This is a genomic window from Mesorhizobium sp. GW821-FHT04C10 (assembly GCF_059420305.1).
Genome location: NZ_JBWKTL010000002.1, coordinates 311,480 through 335,010, shown reverse-complemented (window position 1 = coordinate 335,010; position 23,531 = coordinate 311,480). Strand labels below are relative to the sequence as shown.

The 23,531-nt window shown below is 62.6% G+C and carries 22 protein-coding genes; 9 read left to right on the top strand and 13 right to left on the bottom strand.

What is annotated here, in order from left to right:
- Positions 1 to 4 precede the first annotated feature (4 nt).
- The 6 genes from AC07UC_RS35095 to AC07UC_RS35070 form a co-directional block, all read right to left on the bottom strand.
- Entirely contained in the window at positions 5 to 751 is a 747-nt protein-coding gene (locus AC07UC_RS35095; protein ID WP_494909322.1) for a class II aldolase/adducin family protein, read from the bottom strand.
- Positions 748 to 1,965: a pyridoxal phosphate-dependent aminotransferase gene (locus AC07UC_RS35090; RefSeq protein ID WP_494909321.1), complete on the bottom strand. Its 1,218-nt coding sequence runs from the start codon at positions 1,963 to 1,965 to the stop codon at positions 748 to 750. Before AC07UC_RS35090 ends, AC07UC_RS35095 begins: the two co-directional genes overlap by 4 nt.
- 7 nt (positions 1,966 to 1,972) lie before the next feature.
- Positions 1,973 to 3,259, bottom strand: coding sequence for an alanine racemase (locus AC07UC_RS35085; RefSeq protein WP_494909320.1), 1,287 nt, complete (start codon positions 3,257 to 3,259; stop codon positions 1,973 to 1,975).
- 23 nt (positions 3,260 to 3,282) lie between these two features.
- Positions 3,283 to 3,738, bottom strand: a complete 456-nt coding sequence (locus AC07UC_RS35080) for a hypothetical protein (protein ID WP_494909319.1) — start codon at positions 3,736 to 3,738, stop codon at positions 3,283 to 3,285.
- Between the two features lie 26 nt (positions 3,739 to 3,764).
- Positions 3,765 to 5,363, bottom strand: a complete 1,599-nt coding sequence (locus tag AC07UC_RS35075; protein WP_494909318.1) for a zinc-binding metallopeptidase family protein — start codon at positions 5,361 to 5,363, stop codon at positions 3,765 to 3,767.
- A 201-nt stretch (positions 5,364 to 5,564) separates the two neighbouring features.
- Complete coding sequence (locus tag AC07UC_RS35070) at positions 5,565 to 6,155, bottom strand: TetR/AcrR family transcriptional regulator (RefSeq protein WP_494909317.1); 591 nt, start codon at positions 6,153 to 6,155, stop codon at positions 5,565 to 5,567.
- A gap of 202 nt (positions 6,156 to 6,357) precedes the next feature.
- Between AC07UC_RS35070 and AC07UC_RS35065 the strand changes: the two genes are divergently transcribed.
- The 8 genes from AC07UC_RS35065 to AC07UC_RS35030 all read left to right on the top strand — a co-directional run bounded on the left by AC07UC_RS35065 (position 6,358) and on the right by AC07UC_RS35030 (position 14,325).
- On the top strand, positions 6,358 to 7,272 hold the full coding sequence (locus AC07UC_RS35065; RefSeq protein ID WP_494909316.1) for a polysaccharide deacetylase family protein: 915 nt from the start codon (positions 6,358 to 6,360) through the stop codon (positions 7,270 to 7,272).
- An 81-nt stretch (positions 7,273 to 7,353) separates the two neighbouring features.
- Positions 7,354 to 8,184, top strand: a complete 831-nt coding sequence (locus AC07UC_RS35060; protein WP_494909315.1) for an ABC transporter substrate-binding protein — start codon at positions 7,354 to 7,356, stop codon at positions 8,182 to 8,184.
- 39 nt (positions 8,185 to 8,223) lie between these two features.
- Positions 8,224 to 9,060: an amino acid ABC transporter permease gene (locus AC07UC_RS35055; protein WP_494909314.1), complete on the top strand. Its 837-nt coding sequence runs from the start codon at positions 8,224 to 8,226 to the stop codon at positions 9,058 to 9,060.
- Positions 9,060 to 9,857, top strand: coding sequence for an amino acid ABC transporter ATP-binding protein (locus AC07UC_RS35050; RefSeq protein ID WP_494909313.1), 798 nt, complete (start codon positions 9,060 to 9,062; stop codon positions 9,855 to 9,857). The genes AC07UC_RS35055 and AC07UC_RS35050 overlap by 1 nt, the downstream gene beginning before the upstream one ends.
- 50 nt (positions 9,858 to 9,907) lie before the next feature.
- Positions 9,908 to 11,137: a hydantoinase/carbamoylase family amidase gene (locus AC07UC_RS35045; RefSeq protein WP_494909312.1), complete on the top strand. Its 1,230-nt coding sequence runs from the start codon at positions 9,908 to 9,910 to the stop codon at positions 11,135 to 11,137.
- Positions 11,134 to 12,789 carry a 5-guanidino-2-oxopentanoate decarboxylase gene (locus AC07UC_RS35040; RefSeq protein ID WP_494909311.1) on the top strand — a complete coding sequence of 552 codons (1,656 nt, stop codon included), beginning with the start codon at positions 11,134 to 11,136 and terminating at the stop codon, positions 12,787 to 12,789. Before AC07UC_RS35045 ends, AC07UC_RS35040 begins: the two co-directional genes overlap by 4 nt.
- A gap of 161 nt (positions 12,790 to 12,950) precedes the next feature.
- Complete coding sequence (locus AC07UC_RS35035) at positions 12,951 to 13,310, top strand: RidA family protein (RefSeq protein WP_494909310.1); 360 nt, start codon at positions 12,951 to 12,953, stop codon at positions 13,308 to 13,310.
- Between the two features lie 112 nt (positions 13,311 to 13,422).
- Positions 13,423 to 14,325, top strand: coding sequence for a DMT family transporter (locus tag AC07UC_RS35030; protein WP_494909309.1), 903 nt, complete (start codon positions 13,423 to 13,425; stop codon positions 14,323 to 14,325).
- 62 nt (positions 14,326 to 14,387) lie between these two features.
- Here AC07UC_RS35030 and AC07UC_RS35025 read toward each other — a convergent pair whose 3' ends face one another.
- The 7 genes from AC07UC_RS35025 to AC07UC_RS34995 all read right to left on the bottom strand — a co-directional run bounded on the left by AC07UC_RS35025 (position 14,388) and on the right by AC07UC_RS34995 (position 22,113).
- Entirely contained in the window at positions 14,388 to 15,140 is a 753-nt protein-coding gene (locus tag AC07UC_RS35025; protein WP_494909308.1) for an SDR family NAD(P)-dependent oxidoreductase, read from the bottom strand.
- Between the two features lie 23 nt (positions 15,141 to 15,163).
- On the bottom strand, positions 15,164 to 16,183 hold the full coding sequence (locus tag AC07UC_RS35020; protein WP_494909307.1) for an ABC transporter permease: 1,020 nt from the start codon (positions 16,181 to 16,183) through the stop codon (positions 15,164 to 15,166).
- Positions 16,180 to 17,769, bottom strand: a complete 1,590-nt coding sequence (locus tag AC07UC_RS35015) for a sugar ABC transporter ATP-binding protein (protein WP_494909306.1) — start codon at positions 17,767 to 17,769, stop codon at positions 16,180 to 16,182. The genes AC07UC_RS35020 and AC07UC_RS35015 overlap by 4 nt, the downstream gene beginning before the upstream one ends.
- Positions 17,766 to 18,860, bottom strand: coding sequence for a sugar ABC transporter substrate-binding protein (locus AC07UC_RS35010; RefSeq protein WP_494909305.1), 1,095 nt, complete (start codon positions 18,858 to 18,860; stop codon positions 17,766 to 17,768). Before AC07UC_RS35010 ends, AC07UC_RS35015 begins: the two co-directional genes overlap by 4 nt.
- A gap of 144 nt (positions 18,861 to 19,004) precedes the next feature.
- Positions 19,005 to 19,943, bottom strand: coding sequence for an NAD-dependent epimerase/dehydratase family protein (locus AC07UC_RS35005; RefSeq protein WP_494909304.1), 939 nt, complete (start codon positions 19,941 to 19,943; stop codon positions 19,005 to 19,007).
- A 5-nt stretch (positions 19,944 to 19,948) separates the two neighbouring features.
- Positions 19,949 to 20,851 (bottom strand): allantoinase PuuE, encoded by a 903-nt coding sequence (puuE, locus tag AC07UC_RS35000; protein WP_494909303.1) that lies wholly within the window; start codon positions 20,849 to 20,851, stop codon positions 19,949 to 19,951.
- 14 nt (positions 20,852 to 20,865) lie between these two features.
- Complete coding sequence (locus AC07UC_RS34995; protein ID WP_494909302.1) at positions 20,866 to 22,113, bottom strand: hydantoinase/carbamoylase family amidase; 1,248 nt, start codon at positions 22,111 to 22,113, stop codon at positions 20,866 to 20,868.
- Between the two features lie 170 nt (positions 22,114 to 22,283).
- Between AC07UC_RS34995 and AC07UC_RS34990 the strand changes: the two genes are divergently transcribed.
- Positions 22,284 to 23,213 carry a LysR family transcriptional regulator gene (locus tag AC07UC_RS34990; protein ID WP_494909301.1) on the top strand — a complete coding sequence of 310 codons (930 nt, stop codon included), beginning with the start codon at positions 22,284 to 22,286 and terminating at the stop codon, positions 23,211 to 23,213.
- The last annotated feature ends 318 nt before the right edge of the window (positions 23,214 to 23,531 follow it).

Below are 23,531 nucleotides of genomic sequence, written 5' to 3'. Positions count from 1 at the left end.
CCGCTCAGTTTCGGTAGCCGGGATCGATCCGGTCTAGCAACCGCAGGTGGGCGGCCCACTCCAGTTCCAGATCGCCGTCGTCGAAGGAGACTTCGTCGGCCTGTCGTGCGACGAGATCCCTGATCTCTTGCTTCGGAAGGATGAGCGATTTGCCCTGGGAGAGCGTGGCGACCTGAATGTCGCAGGCAAGGTTCAAATAGTACATCAGGTTGAAGGCCTCGGCGACCGTGCACCCGACGGTCAGCAGGCCATGATTACGCAGGATCAGTGCGCGCTTGACTGCCAAGTCTGCGATGATGCGCTCACGCTCGTCGAGGTTCAGCGCGATACCCTCGTAGTCGTGATAGGCGACATGGGGCAGTATGCCGAGGGCGATCTGGTTGAGCGGCAACAGTCCTTCCTTGGTCGAGGCGACCGCTATTCCCGCCCTTGTATGTGTATGGATCACGCAGACCGCATCAGGCCTGGCCATGTGCACCGCGCTATGAATGACGAAACCGGCATGATTCACCCGGTGAGGCGTCTCATCCAGCTTGCGTCCTTCCATATCGACGCGGACCAGAGACGACGCCGTGATTTCGTCCCAGAGAAGACCATATGGATTGATCAGGAACTGATCGTCGCAGCCCGGCACGCGTGCTGTGGCGTGGGTATAGATCAGGTCGGTCATCCGAAAATGCGAGATCAGCCTGTAGCAAGCGGCAAGCTCCACGCGCATACGGGCTTCGCACTGGTGAGCATCGATCGTCATGCTGTGATCCTAGCCGACATCCAGTCGGCGAAGCGGCGGCAAGCCGTCTCCAAATCGTCGGGATCGCGCGCGAAGCAAAGGCGAAAAAAGCCCTCGCCGCCCAAACCGAACGCGGAGCCGGGGGCCAGACCGACATCGGCCTCTCGGATTAGCGCGCTGGCGAAAGCTGTGGAATCGCTCACACCGTCGACGCGGAAGAACAGGTAGAAAGCTCCGGGCGGCGCAAAGTCTATGCGCGGCAGTCGCGCCAACGCCCCGGTGACGATGTCGCGACCAGCACGCGCCCTTTCCATGAGCGCGGCGAGAGCGGCCTCGCCCTCATTCAAAGCCAGTGCGGCGGCGCGCTGCATGAAGACGGCCACCCCGGACGTGGCGTATTGGATCAGGTTTTCGATGGCAGGTCCGAGCGCTTCGGGCGCCTCGATCCAGCCGATCCGCCATCCGGTCATCGCCCAGTTCTTGGAAAAAGTGTTGACGAACAGTACGCGATCGTCGGCGGCGATAAGGCTGTGCAGCGAAGGCGTCGACAGCCGCGCCGGGTCATAGGTGAAGCGCGAATAGACCTCGTCCGCTATGATCCATAGGCCGCGGCGCCGGCAGAGATCGAGGATCGCGCCCAGCTCGGCCTCGTTCGCCGCCCAGCCGGTCGGATTGGAAGGCGAGTTGAGGAACAGCGCCCGCGTCCGCGGCCCGATCGACCGCTCGATGTCGTCGAGGTCCATGTGCCAACCGGTCGAGGCGAAATGCAGCGGCACTTGGCGCGCCACCGCACCCGCCACGCCGACGGCGGCGGCAAAGTTCGGCCAGGCCGGGGTCGGAACGATCACCTCGTCGCCTGCTCCGGCCGTGAGACGGATTGCGATCTGAATGGCCTGCATGCCGGATCCGGTCGCGAAGAACCGCTCGGCGCGGAATGGCACGCCGAAGAGCCCGCCATAGAGCCTGTCGTGATAGGCGGCGAGCGCGCCGCGCAGATCGGCCAGTCCCGCCTGTGGCATATAGAAGGTCTCGCCACGGGCGAGCGCGGCGGTGGCGGCCTCGCACAGGAAGGCCGGCGTCGGCTGGTCGCCCTCGCCGACCCAGAGTGGAATGATGCCACTGCGGCCGAAGCCATGGCGCATCACTTCGGCGATGCCGCTTGCTGGTGCCGCAGCCGCTTCAGCGCTCAGCCGCGCGCGCCAGTCGGAGGAGGAAAGTCCCGAGATCGACATCATTGGCCGGCTACCCGAAGTCCGTGGGATGTACCGCGCTCACCCGCCCGTCTGGACCGACGCCCCAGACGAGACGCCAGTGGTCGATGCAGGTGCAGGGGTGAGAAATTCCGAGCGAGACGATGTCGCCGACAGCGAGTTCCGCCCCTGGCGGCAGTGACATGAAAGCGTGCTGGTCGTTGAGCCTGTCGATCGTGTAGCCGGCGAGCGCCGCCGCGACGAGACTGCCATCGTGATAAAGCTCCAGCGGCACCGGCAGACCCTGGTCGACAGGAGCGTCCCTCATCCCGAAACCGAGGATCGCCAGGCCGGGCTCGGGTCGCGAAAGCACTTCCGCCCAGAGCTTCAGGGCGGGACGGAAAGAGCCGGAGGGGCCGTCAGCGTATCGGCGCGTCATCGCGGCCATGGCGCGGGCATAGATACCATGATCGTGAAAGAACAGGGCGCCGCTTCTGAGGACGAGGCGCGCCGGCGAGAGAACGGCAATCACTGGTGCGAGACGATGCACCACCAGATCGAAATAGGCCGAGCCGCCCGCCGTTACGGTCAGGGAATGGACCGGATCCATTCGGGCCCGGGCGTGGATTGCGGCATCGGCCAATCGATCGAGGAGCTCCGCGATCGAGGCCTCGACGGCCGGCACATCGAAACCCGGCAGTGCGGCAGCCCCTTCATAAGCAGCCACGCCTTCGAGATAGAGACCTTTCGTTCCGGACGTTCCGGCATTGAGCACGGCGTCGATCAGGGCCTGCGCGGCCTGTCGCGAACGCACGCCGCCCCGGCCCGTGCCGACCTCGACGGCGATGCCGAGCCGGGGAAGATCGGCGCGGTCGCGCCAGGCATCGGCCAGCGCCGCCAGACCTTCCGTCGAATCGACGAAGACCGTCAGCTCGGCCTTGGGATAACGGGCCAGGAGGGTTGCGAGGCGCAGTGCAGCGCCACGGCCACCGATCTGATTGGCCAACATCACACGCGTGATGCCGTGCGAGAGCAGTACCGCTGCCTGCCTCGCATCGGCGACCGTCATGCCGTCGGCCCCCGCAGCCAGCAGGCGCCGCGCAAGCGACGGCGCCATCGATGTCTTCAGGTGCGGAAGCACGCCAAGGCTATGGTTTGCGGCAAAGCCGAAAAAAGCCTTGGCATTGCTGTCGAATACCGCCTCGTCGAGCGTCAGCAGCGGCAGGCTCATCTGCCCCGCTGCCGGATCCAGACGCAGCGAAACCAGCTCGGCCGGGGTGCCATCTTGCATGGCTGCGGGCATGCCGCGTAGATGGCCGTCGAGCGTCACGCTGGTCATCGTCTATCCTTCGCCGAGGGCGATCATTGATGGTCGTAAGGATTTCCGCGCGTCACGAAGGGAGCGATGACGACCTTGCCGGAAGAATCGGCCGAATAGCCGCGCACGCCCGCATAGGCGACGCCATTGTCGTCCAGAAGCTTCTGGGCTTCCGCTTCCTTTCCGGCGGGCACATAAAGGAAGAAAATCCGTGTGCCGTAATCGGGCAGTTCATCGCCTGCCGACGATGCGGCTTTCCAGAACTTGACCTTGGCAGGATCAAGAACCTCTTCGACGTCGCCGATCTCGCGCGTCTTTCCCTTGGCGTCGATGACGACGATGTCGGGAAAATACTCGCCGCCATCGACCGGCACCGACCTTCGGCGAGCCGGGGTGTTGGTGAGCGTAATGTAGTCGGCAGGCCAAGTCTTCTGGCCTGGAAACGGAAAGCGGTTGTTCGCGACGAACTGCACGACGTCGTCATGGCTGGGAACGGGCATTTTGTTGCTCCTGTCGTTGAAGGAAATCAGAGAATCGACCATTCGCGCCCGCGGGGCGTATCCACCCATTCGGGCCAGTTATAGCCGGTCGGCGCCTGGAAGTCGGACGGCAGCAGCGGCGCCACCCATCTGGAACCGCCAATTCCGCCGCCGGTGCGCTCGCGGAACTCAGCTTGCGCGCGCCGCAGGATGGACGGATCGGTCATCAGGTCGAGGATCGTCGTCGAGATCACCTGCGCCGCCTTGCTCCACATCGGATCGATGCAATCCGGGTCGCCGTTCATCGCGTGGCGCAGCCACTCGGGATAGCGGGCGACCGAAGCCGGCGCCTTCAGCGTCGGCCGCGCCACGTAGAGGCGCACCGTCGGCGCATGCCAAGTGTAGTCGACATAGTCGTCGGCCGCGTAGTTCAGTTGCCAGGCCGGAAGCTGGCCGCGGAAAGCGGCCTCGGCTTCGGTGGGCGGCGTTAGGCGCGTCATGTTGTCGATGAACGGCTCCGGCATCGCTTCATGGCCAAGATGCCGCTGGCCCTGCCTTGCGAACTCCTTGGCCTTCTCGCTCCACTGCGGCGCGCCCACGCGTTCAAAGTTGCGGTACGTCGCTTCGGCCAGCGCATGGTTGGGCAATCCGGCGCGCGTCTTGGTGATCCAGGCCGAGCTTACCGAGCAATGCGTCATAGCCGCCACATGCGCAGCATTGCGATCGAGCACCGCGAAGGCGGCGGCGCACATGTCGAGGGTCGGCGCACGCATCGAATACTGGATCTGCGAATAGGCCGGAGCGAGATTGTCGGCGGCGGCCTGACCGGCGACAGGGATGAACTCATTCAGCGTCCAGGTGCCGGTGTGCGGCAGCATGGATTCCTTCATCAGCTTGGAATTGGTGTACATCAGACAGACCGCGTCGATGGCGCCGGGAGCCCGCGCGGTGGCGTGCGCATGGGCGACGCTGCCGCCATGGCCCTCATTCTGCCAAGTCTCGGGCGCCTCGCATTCGAAGGTGTAGATCTTGCTCCAATAGGGCGCGCTGGTCGTGTCCCAGAAGACGCCGTTGGTCAGGGCGTTGAAGGAGTGCGGGTGGAACGAGATCGCGGCGTCGAGCCCATCATAATAGCCGTGCGCCGCATGGACCGGCTTGGAGCCGCACATCTTCTCCGCAGGCTCGCCAAAGAATACGAGAGTGCCGGCGACGCCATGCGCTTCCATCGCATGCTTGGCGGCAAGGAAACCGGCAAAGGAACCCATGCCCAGCGCCGAATGCGGATCAGTATGTCCCGCGGCGTGCTTTGTCGTGCCCGGGCGCGGCGCACGGTAGGGGGCCGCCACCTGGGACTGGCCCGGCACCGCATCATACTCCGCATAGCCCGCCACCACGGGCCCGCGCGCCCCACCCGCCCGGTTCGTCCACCGCGCGCAGAATGCGGTGGGCATTCCTGCCGAGCCCTGTTCCACGTCGAAGCCTTCCGCCCGCAGCCGGTCGACATACCATTGCGACGACCGGTATTCCCGCCACGAAGGTTCGTGGAAAGACCAGATCGTCTGGTGATCGCGCGACAGCGCCGCATGGGAGGATGCGAGAAAGGAGAGCGCCGATTTCTGCGGAATGGAAAGAGCTTCGAAAGACATAATGCACCGTGTTCAGCGCCGCGCTGATGCCGCGCGGCATAACAATCCCCAACGCCGGCAGCAGGGGCATCCGGCGCTAGGCAAAACCGTCTTTTCAGGCGCAGGCCGCGGGAACTCGAAACCTGACGGCTGGAAGCTATGCCAAGAGCAAGCCTCTCGCAATAGAAATTTTGGAGTTGGATCTAAAAATGGAGCCGCCTCCTAATTTCCTGGCTGTGCCGAGGACGTTGTGACGCCCGACAGGACGAGCCGCAAATGCGGCAGCCCGATTTCACGCATGGTTTCCACCTGCATCGACGGCGACGTGACAAGCTTGGCGAGCGCGGCATTGCCGATCCCGATCAGGATGTCGCACAGCACCGAAATATCCACATCGACACGAATCCGACCCTTCCTCTGGTAGTCCGCGAGGATCGCCGAATACTGGCGTCGTATGATGAGGTCGAGTCGACGCGCCGTGCGATGCGCGACGCCGTCGGGGTCCACAAATTGCGCTGACATCACCACCCGCCAGCATTCCGGCGTCAAATGACGCACCGCCTGATCCGCTAGCAGTTTCTCGAATTCTATGATGCCTTCCATCGGATCGTTAGGCATGTTGGCGATAAATTCGCGTCGCTCTGGCACTGCCGCTCGGATGTGGCGCAGCGCGATCTCCATCAGCAGGTTCGGCTTGTTCTTGAAATAATTGTAGACGGTGGCCGAGGCGACGGAAGCCAGCTCGGCTATTTCCTCGATCTTGGTTTCTTCATAGCCCTGGTCGCGGAAAAGCGCGTCCGCCGCATCGAGCACCTGCTCGGTACGTCTAATCTTGTGCTTTTCCCAAAGACCCTTTGCCATCTGCCGCGCCCTCCGTGAATCAAATCGATCATCCTTAAACCACGTTCCATGGGCAATTATCTACCCTCTACTCGAATAATAGAGTTGACACTAAATTTATAGTGAGCAATATCAAAAGCGCCTAAACAACGCTTCCCAACCCGTAAAGGCACGCATGTTCAAGCTGATCGACAACCCTCCCGCATGGCCGAACGGAGCGCGATGCGCCGTCTGCTTCGCCTTCGATTTCGATGCCGAAAGCCTGCTGCACCTCTATTATCCGGAGGATTCGCGCCGTCGCATCACGCTGTCATCCGCCTTACGCTACGGGGCCCACGTCGCCGTACCTCGATTGGTCCGGATATGGCGGCATTTCGGTATTCGCCAGACCGTGTATGTGCCGGGATGGTGCATCGAGACCTATCCGCGCGCCGTGGAGGCTCTGGTCGAAGCCGGACACGAGATCGGCCATCACGGCTGGCTGCATGAACGCGTCAACAGCCTGACGCCGTCCGACGAAGCCAAGGTCCTGCGGGCTGGTATCAAGGCAATCGAGGCCGTGACCGGCAAGCGCCCGGCCGGCTATCGCTGCCCCTCGGGCGCGTTCTCGCCGGATACACTGAATTTGCTCCTGGACGAAGGCTTTGCCTACGACGCTTCGCTTTCGGGCGACGACGTGCCCTACCTGATCGAAAGCGACCGCGGCGCTTTGATCGAATTGCCGTCGGATCACGCGCTGGACGACTGGCCGCAATATATGAGCAGCCGCGACTTCAACCACCTGTTGCCAATCCAGTCTCCCGAACAAGCGATGAAAGTGTTCCGTGCCGAATTCGACGCGGCCTGGGCAAATGGCGGCCTGTGGTCGTCGGTCTGGCATCCATTCGTGTCGGGCCGTCCGGCGCGAGCACAGGCCATGGTGGACCTGCTGGAATACATGATCGCGAAGGGCGGCGTCTGGTTCGCCACCATGGAAGAGATAGCGGCCCATAGCCGAGGCCTGATCGGCCGGGGCGAGTGGTCGCCTCGTCGCGAGCGTCTGCCCTTCTGGGAGAAGCCGGTGCCGCAGATCGCGCGTCCGGTCTTGTGACGCATGAAACTGTCCGCCGGTGCGGGTGCCGGCGCAACAGAAAAACAAGCCTCCCGCGTCGTTCAGAAAAAAGGGGAACCTATGCTGAAACATATCATCGGACTCTCTACCGCCATGCTGCTCTCGACTGGGGCAGGCTGGGCGCAGCAACTGCCGGAACGCATCCTCCAGGCCGGCGTCATCAATGTCGGCATCGAGCGGGACCACCCGCCGATGGAATTCGTCGATCCCGCATCCGGCGAGCTTGTCGGCTTCGACGTCGACCTCATAAATGCCATCGCCAAGGAACTTGGTGTCAAACTCGAATATGTCCATTCCCGATTTGAGGGGCTGACACCAAATCTGCAGTCGAAGCGCATCGATCTGATCATCAGCGGCATGTACGACACGCCTGTTAGACGCGAGAATTTCGATTTCGTCGACTATCTCAACGCTGGCGCCGTATTCTTCACTCTCGACAAGAATACCGAGATCCAGAAGCCCCTTGACCTGTGCGGCAAGGTGGTGACGGCAAACCGCGGAACCTCATATCCGGGTTCGGTCGAGAAGTGGAGCACCGAAAACTGCATCCCTGCCGGTCTGCCGGCAATCCAGGTGATCACCGACACGGATATGGCGTCGGAATTCCTCTATCTCAATCAGGGACGGGCCGTCGGATCGGTCCAAGGAACCGAGGCAATCCCAACTGTCCTAGCCAGCAAGGAAGGCCCCTTTCGCACGCTCAGCGGACCCTTTACCAATGTGAAGCTGGGCATCGGTTTTCGCAAGGAAGATCCGGAATTGCGCGATGCGGTGTTGGCGGCTGCCGAAAAGGTGTTCACCGGCGGCAAATATGCCGAGCTGATCGCTAAATGGAACCTGGGCGCCAGCGCTATCGAAAAGCCCTCGCTGAACGCAGGGGCTGCGCCGTAAGGCGCCTCCAATCCCCGTGGTGCCAGGAAAGGGCTTGCCTTGGAAAGTGTTGACATATCCGCGCTTCCGCACGCGCGACCCCATCACTATGGACGCTGGTTCGGAGCGACGCTTCTTGTCGTCGCTCTGGGCTATATCGTATGGGCCTTTGCGGTCGGCAACATCGATTGGGCCACCGTCGGCGACTACATCTTCCATCCGCGCGTACTGCATGGCGTGGCGATGACCATCGTGCTGTCGGTGATTTCCATGGCGTTCGGCGTCCTTATCGGCACGGCTACGGCTATCGGACGTACGTCGCACAATCCGGTCATTTCGATGGCCGCGGCCTTCTACACATGGCTGTTCCGGGGAGCGCCGATCCTCCTGCAGCTTCTCATCTGGTACAATCTGGCGCTGATTTTCCCGGTGATCGGAATCCCCGGCCTCTGGCAGGCTCCGACGGTGGCGGTGATGACACCGTTCGTCGCGGCGCTGATCGCCTTCAGCCTGCATGAAGGCGCCTATACTTCGGAAGTCATCCGTTCGGGTCTCCTGTCGATAGATGCCGGCCAGCACGAGGCGGCAAAGTCGATCGGCATGGGCTATGCGTTGACGTTTCGCCGCATCGTGCTTCCGCAGGCTCTGCGCGTGGTCATACCGCCGCTCGGCAACGAATTCATCGGTCTCCTGAAAATGAGCGCCCTGGCTAGCGTGGTGGGTTTCCTGGAGCTGACCGGTACGGCGCAGGACATCTACTACGTCAACACCAAGATCATGGAGATGCTGTTCGTCGCCACGATCTGGTATCTGGTGGTCGTGTCCTTCTTCTCGATCCTGCAGATGTGGATCGAAGGGCGCGTGTCGCGGGGCTTCGTCAACGGAGGCAAACACTGATGGTCGTCGGCGAGCAACTTCCAATCGTGCGCGCGCGAGGCGTCGGCAAGCGATTTCAATCCTTCAATGCCCTCAGCGACGTGAACATGGATGTCATGCCCGGCGAGGTGGTCTGCATCGTCGGCCCGTCGGGCTCAGGAAAGACGACGTTCCTGCGCTGCATCAACCAGCTCGAGCGTATCGACTCAGGCTGCCTCTATCTTGACAATGAGCTGGTCGGCCATCGCGTGGAGGGCGGGGTCGTTCACAGGCTGAGCGAGCGAGAGATCGCCCGCCAGCGCCGCTCCACGGGCATGGTGTTCCAACGTTTCAATCTGTTTCCCCACATGACCGCACTGGAAAACGTGATCGAGGGGCCGGTGCAGGTCCTGGGCAGCCCCAGAGCCCAGGCCATTGCCGAAGCCGAAGCTCTTCTGGCGCGAGTTGGCCTCGCAGCAAAGGCCGCGAGCTATCCCGCGCAGCTTTCCGGAGGGCAGCAGCAGCGCGTGGCGATTGCCCGCGCGCTTGCGATGAAGCCGAAGCTCATGCTCTTCGACGAGCCGACTTCGGCGCTCGACGCGGAACTGGTCGGCGAGGTTCTGGCGGTCATGCGAAACTTGGCGAGCAGCGGGATGACGATGGTGGTCGTCACCCACGAGTTGAACTTCGCCCGCGAGGTTGCCGACAAGCTGATCTTCATGGTCGAAGGCAAGGTCGTCGAAACCGGCACGCCCCGGGAAGTGCTGGACAGTCCGGCGGAGCCCCGCACCCGCGCCTTCCTCTCCGCCGTCCTGTCGGGCAAGGCCGAGGCTGCGTGAGCGACAACGGCCGGAATGGTATCTGAGGCGGGTCCAAGAACAGGTGTTCAATGAAGCTGGAGATCAATCCTCAACGTCTCCTCGCGGACCTGCGGGAACTCGCGACCTTCGGCGCCTATCGCACCGGCGTTCACCGTCCGACATTCTCGCCGCAGGACATGGCGGCCCGTTACTGGATCATGGGTCGAATGGCGGCCGCCGGTCTCGATCCCCAGTTGGACGGCATTGGCAATGTTTTGGGCAAAGCACCAGGGCAGCGCCGCAGGCTGCTGGTCGGTTCGCATTCGGATTCTCAAAACCACGCCGGCTGGCTCGATGGTGCGATGGGCGTGGTCTATGCACTGGAGATTGCACGCGCCGTCGCCGAAAGCGGCCGATCCGATATCGCGGTCGAACCGGTGGACTGGGCGGATGAGGAGGCGCATTTCGCGAGCTTCCTCGGCAGCCGCTCGGCGCTCGGAGACGTTTCGGAGGAGGAGATCGATGCTGCCCGCTGCGCTACGACCGGGAAACCACTGCGCGAGGCACTGACGGAGGCGGGCCTGGTCGGACGCGAACGGTTCAGGATCGATCCGGAGAGATACGTCGGCTATCTGGAAGCACATATCGAGCAAGGTGATTATCTCGACGCTCACGGTCTTGCCCTTGGCGTCGTCACCACCATCGTCGGCATATGGCAGTATCGGCTCACCTTGCGCGGCCAGCGCAACCATGCGGGCACGGCGCGGATGGCCGTCCGCAAGGATGCGGGCGCTGCCCTGGTCGCCTTGATCCACCACATCGAGCAACGTTTTCGCGCACTGGCCGGTGAGCGTACGGTCTGGACGGTCGGCAACATCCGGTTCGAGCCCGGCCAGGTAAGCATCATTCCCGATCTCGCCGAGATGATGCTTCAGTTGCGCGACGCCGATCCAGAGGTGCTTCAGCGGATGGACGCGGCGCTGCGCGAGCTCGTGGAAGACACCAACGCCGCAGGCCCATGCTCGGCCGATCTGGAGTTGGTCAGCCGCTCGGCTCCGCATGCCATGAGCCCCCCGTTCAAGGAGGCGCTGGAAAGCGCCGCCAACGAGGTTGCGCCCGGCCGCGCCATCACGATGCCGAGCGGCGCCGGCCACGACGCCCAGATCCTCGCGCAGGTGATGCCAGCCGGCATGCTGTTTGTGCCTTCCATCGGTGGAATCAGCCATCACTGGGACGAGAACACCCGGGACGAGGATCTCGTGCTCGGGTGCCGCGCACTTGCCGGCGCCTGCGCCAAACTTTTGACGAAAGCGGCATGATGACAAGTTTCGCGACCTGGATCGTGCAAATGCTTGCCGCCAACGGCGTGGACACAGTATTCGGAATTCCAGGCGTGCATACGGTAGAGCTGTATCGAGGTCTCGCCGGGAGCAGCATACGACACGTGACCGCCCGGCACGAGCAGGGCGCGGGTTTCATGGCCGACGGCTATGCGCGGGTAAGCGGTCGCCCCGGCGTCTGCTTCATCATCACTGGCCCCGGCCTGACCAACATCGCCACGGCCATGGGGCAGGCCTATGGTGATTCCATCCCGATGTTGGTGATCTCGACGGTCAACCCCGCTGGATCGATGGGGTCGGGTGCAGGCCATCTGCATGAATTGCCGGATCAGCGGCAGCTCATGACGCAGGTTTGCGCGTTCAGCCACACTGTACTGACCATCGACGAATTCCCCACGGTACTGGCCCGTGCCTTCGCGATATTTGCATCAGCCCGTCCGCGACCGGTTCATATCGAGATTCCGGTCGACCTGCTGCCGGTCGACGCCTCGCGCCTGGGCCCGGCGCGCGCGCTACCTGTACCGGATCGCCCGGCGGCCGCCGAATCCGCCCTGGCGGCGGCAACGAAGGAGTGCGCGCGGGCCTCGCGGCCATTGATCATTGCAGGCGGCGGCGCGACAGCTGCCGCCGATGCCATCTTGGCGTTGGCGGAACGTCTCGATGCGCCCGTGCTGATGACGACCAACGCGCGCGGCATCCTGGCTCAGGATCATCCGCTGGCGCTGCCGATCTGGCCGGGAGGTGACGTCGGCGCATCGGTGATGGCCGCAGCCGACCTGATCCTCGCCATCGGGACCGAGCTCGGTCCGACCGATTTCGAGGACCGCCTGGCCGATCATCGTCAGCTGACCGGCCGTCTTGTGCGCTGCGACATCGATCCCGAACAGACAATGCGCGGACGTTTGCCCGAACTTGCGGTGGTTGCCGACGCACGCGATTTTGCCGAGCGCCTGGCGGAACGCATCGAGGGGCGGAAAGCCGGAGACGGCGCGCTTCGAACGGCAAAGGCGCGGGCGGCCGTCAGCAACAGCCTGCTGCGAAAGCAGCACGCTTGCCTCGATTTGCTGGACCTGTTGCGCGATAGCGCGACCAATGCGGTGATCGTGGGAGACTCGACCCAGCCGGCCTATGCGGGCTGCCTTGCCTTCGGTGCATCCGCTCCGTCGCAGTTCTTTTCCTCCGCGACCGGGTATGGCACGCTGGGCTATGCTCTTCCGGCCGCCATCGGCGCACGGCTGGCTCGACAAACGGACGCGCCGGTGTTTGCGCTGGTAGGCGACGGCGGCCTCCAGTTCTCTCTCCCTGAGATGGGAACAGCCGTCGAGGCTCAAGCCGGTATCGTCATGGTCCTCTGGAACAACCGGGGCTACGGAGAGATCAAATCCTACATGGAAGGCGCGGCGATCACGCCGCTCGGCGTGGATATCCACACGCCCGACTTCGGTTTGCTCGCCGAGGCTTACGGTTGGGCGCATATGGCAGCCGGTGATCCCGCGGCGATGGCGGCGGCTGTGACGGCGGCGCTCGCCTCACGCCGGCCGACAGTGATCGAGATCGATGAAGCAACCTATGTTGCGGCATTCGAGCGCCCCATGCTCCAGATCGAAGATACCGCACAGGCTGGCAGTTGACAGCAGACCGGCGTTTGGGCATCTTCCTTTAAAAGAACATTGTTCTTTATGAAGAACTTAGTTCTGCCTTTGCCCGATCCGTGCTGCGCCATCCAGATTTCGCGCAATGCCGGACTTGGGCTCCAATTTGAATGTCCCTGTAACCTGCTCCTGGAGCGAAGATGACCATCGAAAGACGCCACACCAATCAGCGAATGAGTCAGATCGTCGAGTTTCCGCTCTCGGGGAAAATGGTGGTCCTGGCCGGACAGGTTTCGTCGAATCCCGATCTCGATCTGTCCGGCCAAACCAGGAATATCCTGGACAGGATCGATGCTTTGCTGAGCGAGGCGGGAACAGACAAATCAGCCATCACTCACGCCTATGTCTGGCTTGCCCACGTCACGGATTTCGAGGCCATGAATGCAGTGTGGGACGCTTGGGTTGCGCCGGGCCACGCGCCTGCACGCGCCTGCGTGGAAGCTCGACTGGCCGATCCGCGGTTGCGCATCGAGATCCAGGTCTTCGCCGTAAAACCCTGATCCGGCGCGGCGTGTCGGACCGGCGTCGAAGTCGCTGTCTTTAGCGCCTGGGCTGGTGCGCGGCGACCGGATAGGCACGGCCGTTCGCTGCCGTTCAAGAGAATGCCCCGAAATGTCAGAGCACCTCGTCGCCAGATTCTCCACTCCGCTCCTGGCGGCCGCCGGCATTTCCCTCACCGCATTTTTTCTGATGACCGTGCAGGACGCTCTGGCAAAGGACGTGGTCAGCCGCGTTCCGGGCTGGACCATCCTCATGGTGCGTAGCCTGACGGTTGTCGCGGCGATCATGATCTTCAGCCGCCGACGCGCCGTTTCCAGCGTCCTGCGAAGCCACAGCAAGGGCGAACTCACCTTGCGAAGCATGATCATCCTGGCCGCATGGCTCTGCTTCTACCTCGCTGCCGAGACGCTCGCCTTCGGGCAACTCATCACCCTCTATTTTGTCGCGCCGGTGTTCGTGGCGCTCATGTCGGGACCGTTTCTGCGCGAGCCGCTCGCTCCGGCGCAGTGGCTGCCGGTCGGCCTCGGCCTGGCGGGCGTGATGATCGCCAGCGATGTGCCGACGCTGACCGTCACGATCCCCGTTCTACTGGCGCTTGCGGCCGCGATGCTTTGGAGCGTTTCCCTTGTCATGCTGAGACGCATGGCAGCGAAGGACAGCCCATTGGTGCAGGTGTTCTACACCAATCTCATATTCGTCGCCGCGACCGCGCCGACCCTCGCCTGGCTGCCCTACCCGGCGGATGCGAGAGATACATATCTCATGATCCTCTCGGGCGTCCTCGGAGGACTGGGCCAGTATGCGCTCTATTCCGCGGCAAAACGCGCGCCCGCGCACCTTGTGGCGACCCTGGAATATACGGCGCTGGTCTTCGCCTTCCTGGTCGGCTTCGTCGCATTCTCGGAAGTCCCATCGGTCTCCGTGACCCTCGGCGCGGCCATGATCCTTGTCTCGGGCGTGCTGATGGTCGCGCTCGAGCGCCGGCGGGAGGATCTGCCTGTCGTGAAACGGTGAGCGGCGCGGCATTGCGAAGTCGGGAGCGACGCCGGCGCTGCCATGGACGAGCAATGCTAGTGCTACCAGCTTACGTCGCCGCCGTTCGGCGAAAGGCTTTGGCCGATCATGAAGTTCGCCTCGTCTGAAGCAAGATAGACGTAAGCGGGCGCGATCTCATCCGGTTCGGCGATGCGCCGAATGGGAAGCTGTTCCGTCTTCCATCGCCTCCAATCGGCATCGCTGGCCCGCCATGTCGCCGTATCGGTGGGGCCGGGACAGACGCAGTTGACGGTGACGCCGTGGGCGGCAACCTCCTGCGCGACGGCAACGCTCAGCCCCACCACCGCGGCTTTGGTGGCGCTGTAGACGGCAGCGCCGGCCGCCGGCTTGTGCGCAAGTTGCGAGGCCGTATTGATGATGCGGCCGTAGCGCTGCTTTAGCATCGGCGGCAGTGCCTGTCGCATGCCGAAGGCGACGCCCCGCAGATTGACGTCGATCAGCCTCTGCCAATCCGTCCAGTGCAGCGTGAGGAAATCGCCCGGGGGCTGGCCGATGCCGGCATTGTTGACCAATATGTCGATGCGGCCATGGCGGTCGATGGTCTGTCTTACTGCCGCCGCCACATCGGCTTCGACGGTCACGTCGCATTGAAGGGGAAACGCTTCGGCTCCGGCCGCCACGACCGCGGCGACAGCTTCTTCCCGGTGCTGAACCTCGCCGCAATCGGCTATCGCGACGCGCGCCCCTTCCCTGCCGAAGGCGAGAGCGACAGCTCGCCCAATTCCGATGCCGGCACCGATGACAAGGGCACTGCGACCGCCTAGCCGTTGCATTCTCGAAACTCCGCAATAACGCGCTAGGTGAGAGATTCTTCACGTCCGCGTACGAGTTGCGACAGGGCCACCGCGATAACCAGGGCGCCCCCATAGAAGAGATCCTGAACGAACGTATCGATTCCGAGGATTGAAAGTCCGGTGATGCCGGTGACGAGGAGATAGACGGCAATCACCGATCCCATCGGGTTGAAACGTCCGGGGGAAATCGAGGTCGCGCCCAGATAGGCCGCGGCGAAAGCCGGCAACATCAACTGCGTACCGGAATTTGGATCAGCCGAGCCGGAGGTTCCGGCATAAAGCACACCAGCTATGGCGGCGAAGACACCGGAAGCGAGAAAGCAGATCAGGCGCATACGCGTGACGGGGATGCCGGACAAGCGAGCCACGTCCCGGCCGCGGCCGACGAACAGCGCCTTGCGGCCCAGAGATGTGAATTCGAAGACGTAAAGCAGGAGCAGCGCGAGGGCGAGCGCGTAATAAAACGCCAGGGGAATGCCCAGGAAGCGGGTCAGGATGACGGCGTTGACGAGGCTCCAGTCGATGCCGCCGATCGTGCGCGAATTGCTGATCCACAAGGTGATCCCATGCAGGAACGTGCCGGTTCCAAGGGTCACGATCAGCGAATGAATGCGGAAGTAGAGCGTGAAGAACGCATTGAGCAGGCCGGTGAGCAAACCGGCGGCCAAGGCGACCGCGATCGCCCAGCCGATCGGCCAGCCGTGGCCGACATTGAGGACGGCAATCACCATCGACGAGAGCGTCAGGACCTGCGCGACGGAAAGGTCGATGTCGCCCGCCGTCAACGGGATGATCAGGCCGAGGGTCAAGATCACCAGAACGGCCTGCGAGCCGAATATCGTCGAAAAGTTCGGCCAGGTCAGGAATGCATCCGGGGAAATGATGCCGAAGATAGCGATGATGACAAGCCAGGCGATGAGCAGAGCGAACCGCTCCAGTTCCCTCAGGAAACCGCGGCGCCAATTACCCTGGACCCCGCTCATATTCGATTTGCTCGTGGCGGCGTGGGTTGCTTCCATCATGGGGAATTCTCTTTGAGAAGGACAGGTTCGCCTGCGAGCACACCGCCCAGGCTGTCGAGACACCGCTCGGTGATCGCGGCCTTGGTCACTTCGCGACCCGACAGGCTTGCCGCGACGCGGCCGTGACTGAAGATGAGCACGCGGTCGCAGATCATCTCCAGCTGTTCATGATCGGAACTGGCGCAGATAATGGCGGCGCCGCGTTCGGCAGCAGCACGAATGAAGCCATAGACCTGATGGCGCGCTCCGACGTCGACCCCTTGCGTCGGTTCGTCGAGCAGGATCACGCGCGGCTCGGTTTGAAGCCATTTGGCGAGCACGACCTTCTGCTGGTTGCCGCCGGAGAGATCACGTATCAACCGGCCTGGGTCAGGTGGGCGCACGTCGAAATTCCGTACAAGATCGGCAGCGTGTTGGACAATCTTGCGCCCCGTCACGAAATAGGTCGGCAAGGACCGGCCGAATGCCGGCACCGCCAGATTTTCAGCCACGGTGAGGCCTTCGACGATGGCAGCTCTCTGCCGATCGGCCGGAACCAGCACCATGCCGTGGCCTATGGCCCGAGCGGGCGTCATCGCCGCCAGCGGCAAGGCAAGATCGCCAAGCCGCAGATTGCCTGCCGTCGCAGGCATGGCACCAAAGAGGTGGTAGGGGATCCTGTCGTAGCCAGAGCCTATCAGGCCGGTCAGGCCAAGCACTTCGCCTGTCCCAACCGCGAGATCCAAAGGTGGCAGGCTTTCGCTTGCCAGGCCCTTCACGACAAGCGCCTCGGCGCCGCCTCGATACACCGGGGACAGGCGCTCCATCGCCAGATCGCGGCCGACGATCGCGGCGATGAATTCGGCTTTCGAGGCTTGCGCGGTGGTGAGGCTAGCCGCGATGCTGCCATTGCGCAGCACCGTGGCGCGGTCGGTCAGCTCCTTGACCTCGTCGACGTCGTGCGAAACGAAGATGACGCTCGTGCCTCGCTGCGCCAACGTTCGTACCAATGAAAATAGATGATCGACATCGTCTCGCGACAGGAATGGCGTCGGTTCGTCGAGGATCAGCAATCCGCCGTCGCGGCCGGATGTTTCGGCGATTTCCTGGAACGCGCGCACGATCGCAACGAGGGCACGCTCGACGGGCGCGAGATTGGCGACCGGCGTTTCGGGGTCGATGGCGAGACCATAGTCGGCGAAAATCTTTCGAGCCTCGCGATGCGCGCGCCGCCACCGGATCATCGGATTGGGTGTGCGGACCAGACGGCGCGCTAGCAGGTTTTCGGTGACCGAGAGCGACGGCACCAGACCGAGCGCCTGGTGGACGACTGATATGCCGTACCGGTTGAACTCGCCGGGAGGCAGCGGTAGCGGCAGTTCGCGCCCGCCAAGCGTCACGCGGCCGCCGTCCGGCGCGTAGACGCCGGAGAGCATTTTGATCAGCGTGGACTTGCCCGATCCGTTATGACCGAGCAGACCGTGGATCTCTCCACGGTTCACGGTCAGCGTGACGTCGTTCACGACCTTGACGCCACCGAAGGACTTGGTCAGCCCCTCGATGACCAGATTGGCGACACTTCCGTCGGTCGCCACCCGCGACATCATTCCAGGCCCCAGAGCTTGCGATAGCCGGCGACATAGGCGTCGCCGTAACCGGTGGAGATCTGCGGAGGCGTGCCGGCCGTGCTGGCGTTCGATGCATCGAATATATAGAGCGGCACCTTCGGATCCTTCACCGCCGGCAAACCGCAAAGCATCCTCATCTCGGCGTCGACGATCGCATGCGCCACCCAGTCGATGCTTTCGCCGATATCCATCTCGACGCTGCCCTGCTGAACAAGCTGCAGCACATAGGGGCTGCCGTTGAAGGTGGCGATTTTGACCCGGTCCGCGGACTGGGTGAGTTCGACGGCAGGAACGACGAACTGCGCCATGCCGTCATAGATCGGCAGGATGTAGTTTATCGAGGGATCGCGCAGCAGTGCTGCCTGCACCGTCGACTGCATGCGGGTCGCCCAGTCGGTGACCGGCACGTTGAGGTACTGGACCTTGCATTCCTCGCACTTGTCCATGACCTCCTTGATGCCGTTCTTGAGCGAATTGGCGGAGAAGGAATCCTCGGCGACGATGGCGAGCACATTCGCCTTGCCCTTGGTCTTGAGAACCGCCCACTGAGCCATCAGGCGCCCAGCCTGAGTGTAATCGATCTGTACGTTCTGGAACGGCGCAGGGGCGGGAGTGTCGAACCCGGACGCATGAGCGGCCACGATCTTGACCCCTGCCTGATCCGCCTGCGTTGCCTGCGGAACGAGAACCCGCGGATCGGACATCAGCACATCGACGAGATTGTAGCGCTGCGTGATCGCCTGGTTGATACCTTGGATCCATTGCGAGGGCTGGCCCTGCGTCTGGTAGTGGTCGTACTGAAAACCGATCTCCTTTGCGATCTCCGTCATGCGGTTCGCTACCGCACCGGTGAACTCGACCGCGCTCGAGAAGGGCACGACCATCGCCTTCTTGCCGCTCATGCAGGTCTTGGCATCAAACGCCTCGCCAGGCGCAGTGAAGGCCGGCAATTTCTGGTGCTCGGTGATGCTGGCCTGAATGGCGTCCAAGTCGGTTGCCGCGGCTGGAGCCAACGCTGCAAGGCCGAAGACCGTTGTGAAGCCGGCAAGACCGGCAATGTATTTGATCATGGTATGCATCCCTCTCTGGATGGACCCGCCTTCGGCGGATTTGTTGTGATTACTGGCCTGCTCGAGACGGGACCGGATTCTGCCCGTCAGCGGTTGAGCAGTTCGCAGTTTCTTGCGCAGGTCAGGATCGTGGCGCCGGACATTTCACGCAACCGAATTGATTTGAAGCGGAATCTTCATATTTTCTGATGTGAGCCACTCGGCATAGGAACGAATGCCGCTCACCAGATCGATCGCAGGCCGCCAGCCCAGATCCCGCGGCGCGGCATCGAGTTCGTAAGGGCCTTGCGGATCCGAAAGCGGGTCCTCGGCGGCGTCGACGGCAATCGGGGGACCGGGCACGATCTCCCGGACGAGATCGGCAAGCGCGCTCAGCACAATGCCCTGATCGGCTGCGACCGTGTAGGCAGGCGCGCCCAAGGACGGTGCATGAACGGCGGCGCTCAGCGCGGCCGCGGCATCGTCGACATGAACGTAGTGGTAGCGCTGGTCGCGGCCGAAAGGCAGCGTCAACCGCTCCTTTTTCAGCCCGGTGAGGATCATGTCACGGATGACGCATGCCGTTCGACGCCCAGGGCCGTAGACCGCCGCGATACGCAGGCTAACGCCAGAAATATCGTATCGCCGGCAGTAGGCCTCTAGGAGCGCTTCGCCTGCAATCTTGCTGGCCGCATAGATCGAGGACGGATGCAGGGCACGTTCCTCGCTCACGGGAAGATCCGTCGGTGAACGGCCGTAGACACTTGCCGAGGACGCGAAGACGAAACGCGAAATCGATCGTTTCCGGGCAAATTCCAGCAGATTCACAGTGCTTAGGATATTCGTCCAGGCCACCCGGTCGGGCTCGTCGCGGTACAGCGAAGGGCCTGAGATGGCGCCGCAGTGGACGATCGCTGCAAAGTCCTGCGACGGCACCGCGCCCCACAAGCGCTGCCGATCGCAAAGATCGCAGGCGACGACGTTGCTATCCGCATCCGGTGACATATCGAGGCCGACAACATAATAGCCGCCCAGCCTCAGAAGCTCTGCCGTTCTTGAGCCGAGAAACCCGCCGGCGCCGGTTACCAGGACCGCTCGACCCATTGTCGTTACCGGAGCCGCGGCGGGTGCGTGGCCCGCCAATGTTCGGCGATGTCGATACGCCTCGTCACCCAGACGTCGTCGGCGGCCGCGACATGGTCGAGGAAACGCTCCAGGTCCGCCGCCCGGCCAGGCCGCCCGACAATACGTGTGTGAAGGCCGATGCTCATCATCCTTGGCGCGACCTGTGCCTCCCGCCGCAAGAAATCGAAGGCCTGGACCAGGTAGGCGGAAAAGCTCGCCGACTGATAGCCGTAGGTGTTGACATAACGTCCATCGTTGTTGTCGAGCGTATAAGGGACTACGAGATGGTCCTGACCGCCCACGTCGACCCAATATGGCAGGTCGTCGGAAAATGAATCGGCGTCATAGGCGAACCCTCCGGATTCAACGATCAACCTGCGCGTGTTGATGCTCATCCGGCCCGTGTACCAGCCGGTCGGCCGCGATCCCGTGACTTCGGTATGGATGCGGATGGCTTCGGCGATCTGCGCGGCCTCCTGCTCCTCCGGCATTTCCGCGTATTGGATCCAGCGCAAGCCATGCGAAGCGATCTCGAAATTCGCTTCCTTCATTGCGGCCACGGCCTCGGGATTCTTTTGCAGCGAGGTTGCTATCCCGAAGATGGTCACCGGCAGCTTGCGCTCGGTGAAGAGCCGGTATAGCCGCCACCAGCCGACACGGCTGCCATACTCATACTGGGACTCGACATTGATGTTGCGGATGTTGGCGAAGGCGACAGTTGGCTCCTCGGTGAGAAAAGCCTCGCTCTGGCGATCTCCGTGCAGGATCGAATGCTCGCCTCCCTCCTCGTAGTTGATGACGAATTGCACCGCGAGCTTCTTGCCGCCAGGCCACATTGGGTCCGGTGGATTACGGCCATAGCCGGCCAGGTCGCGCGGGTAGGTCATGGGCTAGCTCCTCTTCAATAGGCAAGCGCGTGAAGGCCAGCGGCGAGCACGCTAATTCCGGCGACGATATCCTCCAGCGAGGAAAATTCCTCCGGCGTATGGCTGCGTCCGTCCTTGGAGCGGACGAATATCATCGCAACCTTGGCGATGGCGGCCATCTGCTGTGAATCATGACCCGCGCCGCTCGCCATCGTAAGGAACGGCACGCCTTGCTCGGCGGCGGCGCGCTGCAAGGTGGCGACGATCCCGGGATCGGAGGGCGAAGGTTCATGGTCGATCATGACCCGCCAGTCGACGCTGAGACCCCTGCGGCCAGCGACCTCGCGCATCAGCCCTTCATGCATTTCGTAGAGCCGCCTGCGGGCCGCCGCGTTGGGATGGCGCGCATCGATGGTGAACGCCACCTTGGCCGGAATGATGCCGGGAAAATTCGGCTCGACCAGCACCCGGCCGACGGTCGTGACCGCCGGCCGACCCAAGCGGTGGGCCGTGTTGATGAGCCCGGAAGCGATTTCTGCGAAGCCGGCCAGTGGATCATGACGTATGTCCATCGGGAAGGCACCGGCGTGGTTCTGCACCCCGGCGAGCTCGGCGCTGTAATGGCGAATTCCGGTGATCGCATCGACGACGGCGACAGGGAGCCCTGCCTGTTCGAGGATCGGGCCCTGCTCGATGTGAAGTTCGAGGAAACTGTCTATGTCATTGCGCCGCGCTTCGGGAATGCGCTCGGGATCGAGCCCGACCGAGCGCATCGCTTCGGCGATCGTCTCGCCCGAAAAGCCAATTACCCGCTCCGGGTCGCCTGGGGCGATCCTACCGGTCACCGCCCGTGAGCCCCAATAATTGGCATTGGGAAAGCGGCTCGATTCCTCCTCGCAGAAGGCGACAGCTTCCAGGGTGCGTCTTGGCGTACCAAACTGCTGCTTCAGGACCTTAATCGCGACCAGGGCCGCCACGGCGCCAAGCGCCCCGTCGTAACGGCCGCCAGGCGTCTGGGAATCGATGTGCGAGCCGGAGACGACCGCCTTTTCGTCCGTCGTTCCGAGGAGCCGTCCCCATACGTTGCCAACGGCATCGCGATGCACATCGAGCCCAGCTTCGGCACAGCAGCGACTGTAGTAATCGGTCGCACCCGCCCATTCGGGCGAATATACGGTGCGGGAAACACCTGTCTCCCCAACGGCACCGTAGGAAGCGAGTTCGAGAATGGTCCTTTCGACGAAAGCCGGATCGATCTCGATGGTTTTGGCTGAATTGATCACGGTTCCTCACTCAGTGTCGATACTCAAATCTGCTCAGCCGAACTGCGCGGGCGCGGCTGTCGTGGCTCACGCATCAATGTCACGGGCAATATGCCAGGAAAATCGAATTATTTCGGTGGAGATGCATCAGAAAACCTGAAGTAATAGAGAGGAGGAGCGGAGGACCGAATTTGAACCACCGGCAGATCGAAACCTTCTACTGGGCTGCCCGCCTCGGCAGCTTTGCACAGGCCGCGCTCAGGTTGAATGCGACCCAATCCGCGGTTTCGATGCGCATACAGGAGTTGGAAGCGCGCATCGGCGTGCCGCTGTTCGACCGTTCCCAGCGTACAGCCCGGCTGACGTCGCAAGGGGCCCTGTTGATGCCGTATGCCGAGGAAATCCTGCTGGCTTCGGATCGCTTTCTGCATGCCGTGGCCGAAAAGGAGGAAATCGTCGGCTATATCAAGCTCGGGGTTGCCGAGATCGTCGCCCTCACCTGGTTGCCAGCGCTCATCCGCTTCGTGCGGCAGACCTACCCTCGCCTGCAGCTCGAACTTGAAGTGAGCTTGTCGCACCTCATCGAGGAAAAGCTATATGCCGGCACCCTCGACGTCGCTTTCGCAGCCTGCGAGATGCCGCAGTCGCGCTTCGCCTCAAATCCCATCGAGATGATCCAATTCGCCTGGATGTGCAGTCCCGAACTACCAGCCATTCCCGAGGTGCTGACGCCCCAGAGGTTGAGCGAACTCCCCGTCATCGCGACATCACGCGAGTGGCAGTTTCGCGGATCGACTCTGAACTGGCTGACGACGAACGATGTACATTTCCGCAATCTGACGATCTGCAATACGTTTCGCACAGCAGCAAGCCTTGCAATTGCCGGCCTTGGCCTCGCCTACCTTCCCGAGCATTTTTATCGGGTGGAGGTGGAATCTGGGCGCCTGCGGCGCCTTCGTTCCGACCCGGCACCATCCCCCTTGCAGATCTACGCAATTCGACCGCTCGCTGGCACCGCGCCAATTCATCTGTTGCTAGAGAAAGCGGCCGAAGCCGTGCTTGCCGATCAGACGAATAATAGACGTGAGAGTATAGACATAGAGTCTGGGGCAAGCCAATGACGAACGTTGCCTTCACTGCTCCTACGATCACGATCTTGAGAGCGGACCGTGGAGATTCACTTGGGCTTATCGAAGAACATGCGTCTTTATCTCTGTAGATTTAGCTCCCAAGTGGCGGACTATTCGTTGACACACACCAGTGCACGGGGCGAGTACTTTCCTAGTGGCGGCACATTAATCCTAGAGGCGTATTTGCGCGAGCATCCTTCGGACCAGATCTGTTGCCCCGGGAAAGAACGTCGGACCGACCGATCGGCCCGTGTGTTTTGACGATTGACCTACGCAACTGTTCCTGGCTCGGATCTGCCGCCGGCGTAC

Excerpts from the sequence above, each read along its gene's own strand:
- AC07UC_RS35095 (WP_494909322.1), bottom strand. The coding sequence starts at position 751 with ATGACGATCGATGCTCACCAGTGCGAAGCCCGTATGCGCGTGGAGCTT.
- AC07UC_RS35090 (WP_494909321.1), bottom strand. The coding sequence starts at position 1,965 with ATGATGTCGATCTCGGGACTTTCCTCCTCCGACTGGCGCGCGCGGCTG.
- AC07UC_RS35085 (WP_494909320.1), bottom strand. The coding sequence starts at position 3,259 with ATGACCAGCGTGACGCTCGACGGCCATCTACGCGGCATGCCCGCAGCC.
- AC07UC_RS35080 (WP_494909319.1), bottom strand. The coding sequence starts at position 3,738 with ATGCCCGTTCCCAGCCATGACGACGTCGTGCAGTTCGTCGCGAACAAC.
- AC07UC_RS35075 (WP_494909318.1), bottom strand. The coding sequence starts at position 5,363 with ATGTCTTTCGAAGCTCTTTCCATTCCGCAGAAATCGGCGCTCTCCTTT.
- AC07UC_RS35065 (WP_494909316.1), top strand. The coding sequence starts at position 6,358 with ATGTTCAAGCTGATCGACAACCCTCCCGCATGGCCGAACGGAGCGCGA.
- AC07UC_RS35060 (WP_494909315.1), top strand. The coding sequence starts at position 7,354 with ATGCTGAAACATATCATCGGACTCTCTACCGCCATGCTGCTCTCGACT.
- AC07UC_RS35050 (WP_494909313.1), top strand. The coding sequence starts at position 9,060 with ATGGTCGTCGGCGAGCAACTTCCAATCGTGCGCGCGCGAGGCGTCGGC.
- AC07UC_RS35045 (WP_494909312.1), top strand. The coding sequence starts at position 9,908 with ATGAAGCTGGAGATCAATCCTCAACGTCTCCTCGCGGACCTGCGGGAA.
- AC07UC_RS35040 (WP_494909311.1), top strand. The coding sequence starts at position 11,134 with ATGATGACAAGTTTCGCGACCTGGATCGTGCAAATGCTTGCCGCCAAC.
- AC07UC_RS35035 (WP_494909310.1), top strand. The coding sequence starts at position 12,951 with ATGACCATCGAAAGACGCCACACCAATCAGCGAATGAGTCAGATCGTC.
- AC07UC_RS35030 (WP_494909309.1), top strand. The coding sequence starts at position 13,423 with ATGTCAGAGCACCTCGTCGCCAGATTCTCCACTCCGCTCCTGGCGGCC.
- AC07UC_RS35025 (WP_494909308.1), bottom strand. The coding sequence starts at position 15,140 with ATGCAACGGCTAGGCGGTCGCAGTGCCCTTGTCATCGGTGCCGGCATC.
- AC07UC_RS35020 (WP_494909307.1), bottom strand. The coding sequence starts at position 16,183 with ATGATGGAAGCAACCCACGCCGCCACGAGCAAATCGAATATGAGCGGG.
- AC07UC_RS35015 (WP_494909306.1), bottom strand. The coding sequence starts at position 17,769 with ATGATGTCGCGGGTGGCGACCGACGGAAGTGTCGCCAATCTGGTCATC.
- AC07UC_RS35010 (WP_494909305.1), bottom strand. The coding sequence starts at position 18,860 with ATGATCAAATACATTGCCGGTCTTGCCGGCTTCACAACGGTCTTCGGC.
- AC07UC_RS35005 (WP_494909304.1), bottom strand. The coding sequence starts at position 19,943 with ATGGGTCGAGCGGTCCTGGTAACCGGCGCCGGCGGGTTTCTCGGCTCA.
- puuE (WP_494909303.1), bottom strand. The coding sequence starts at position 20,851 with ATGACCTACCCGCGCGACCTGGCCGGCTATGGCCGTAATCCACCGGAC.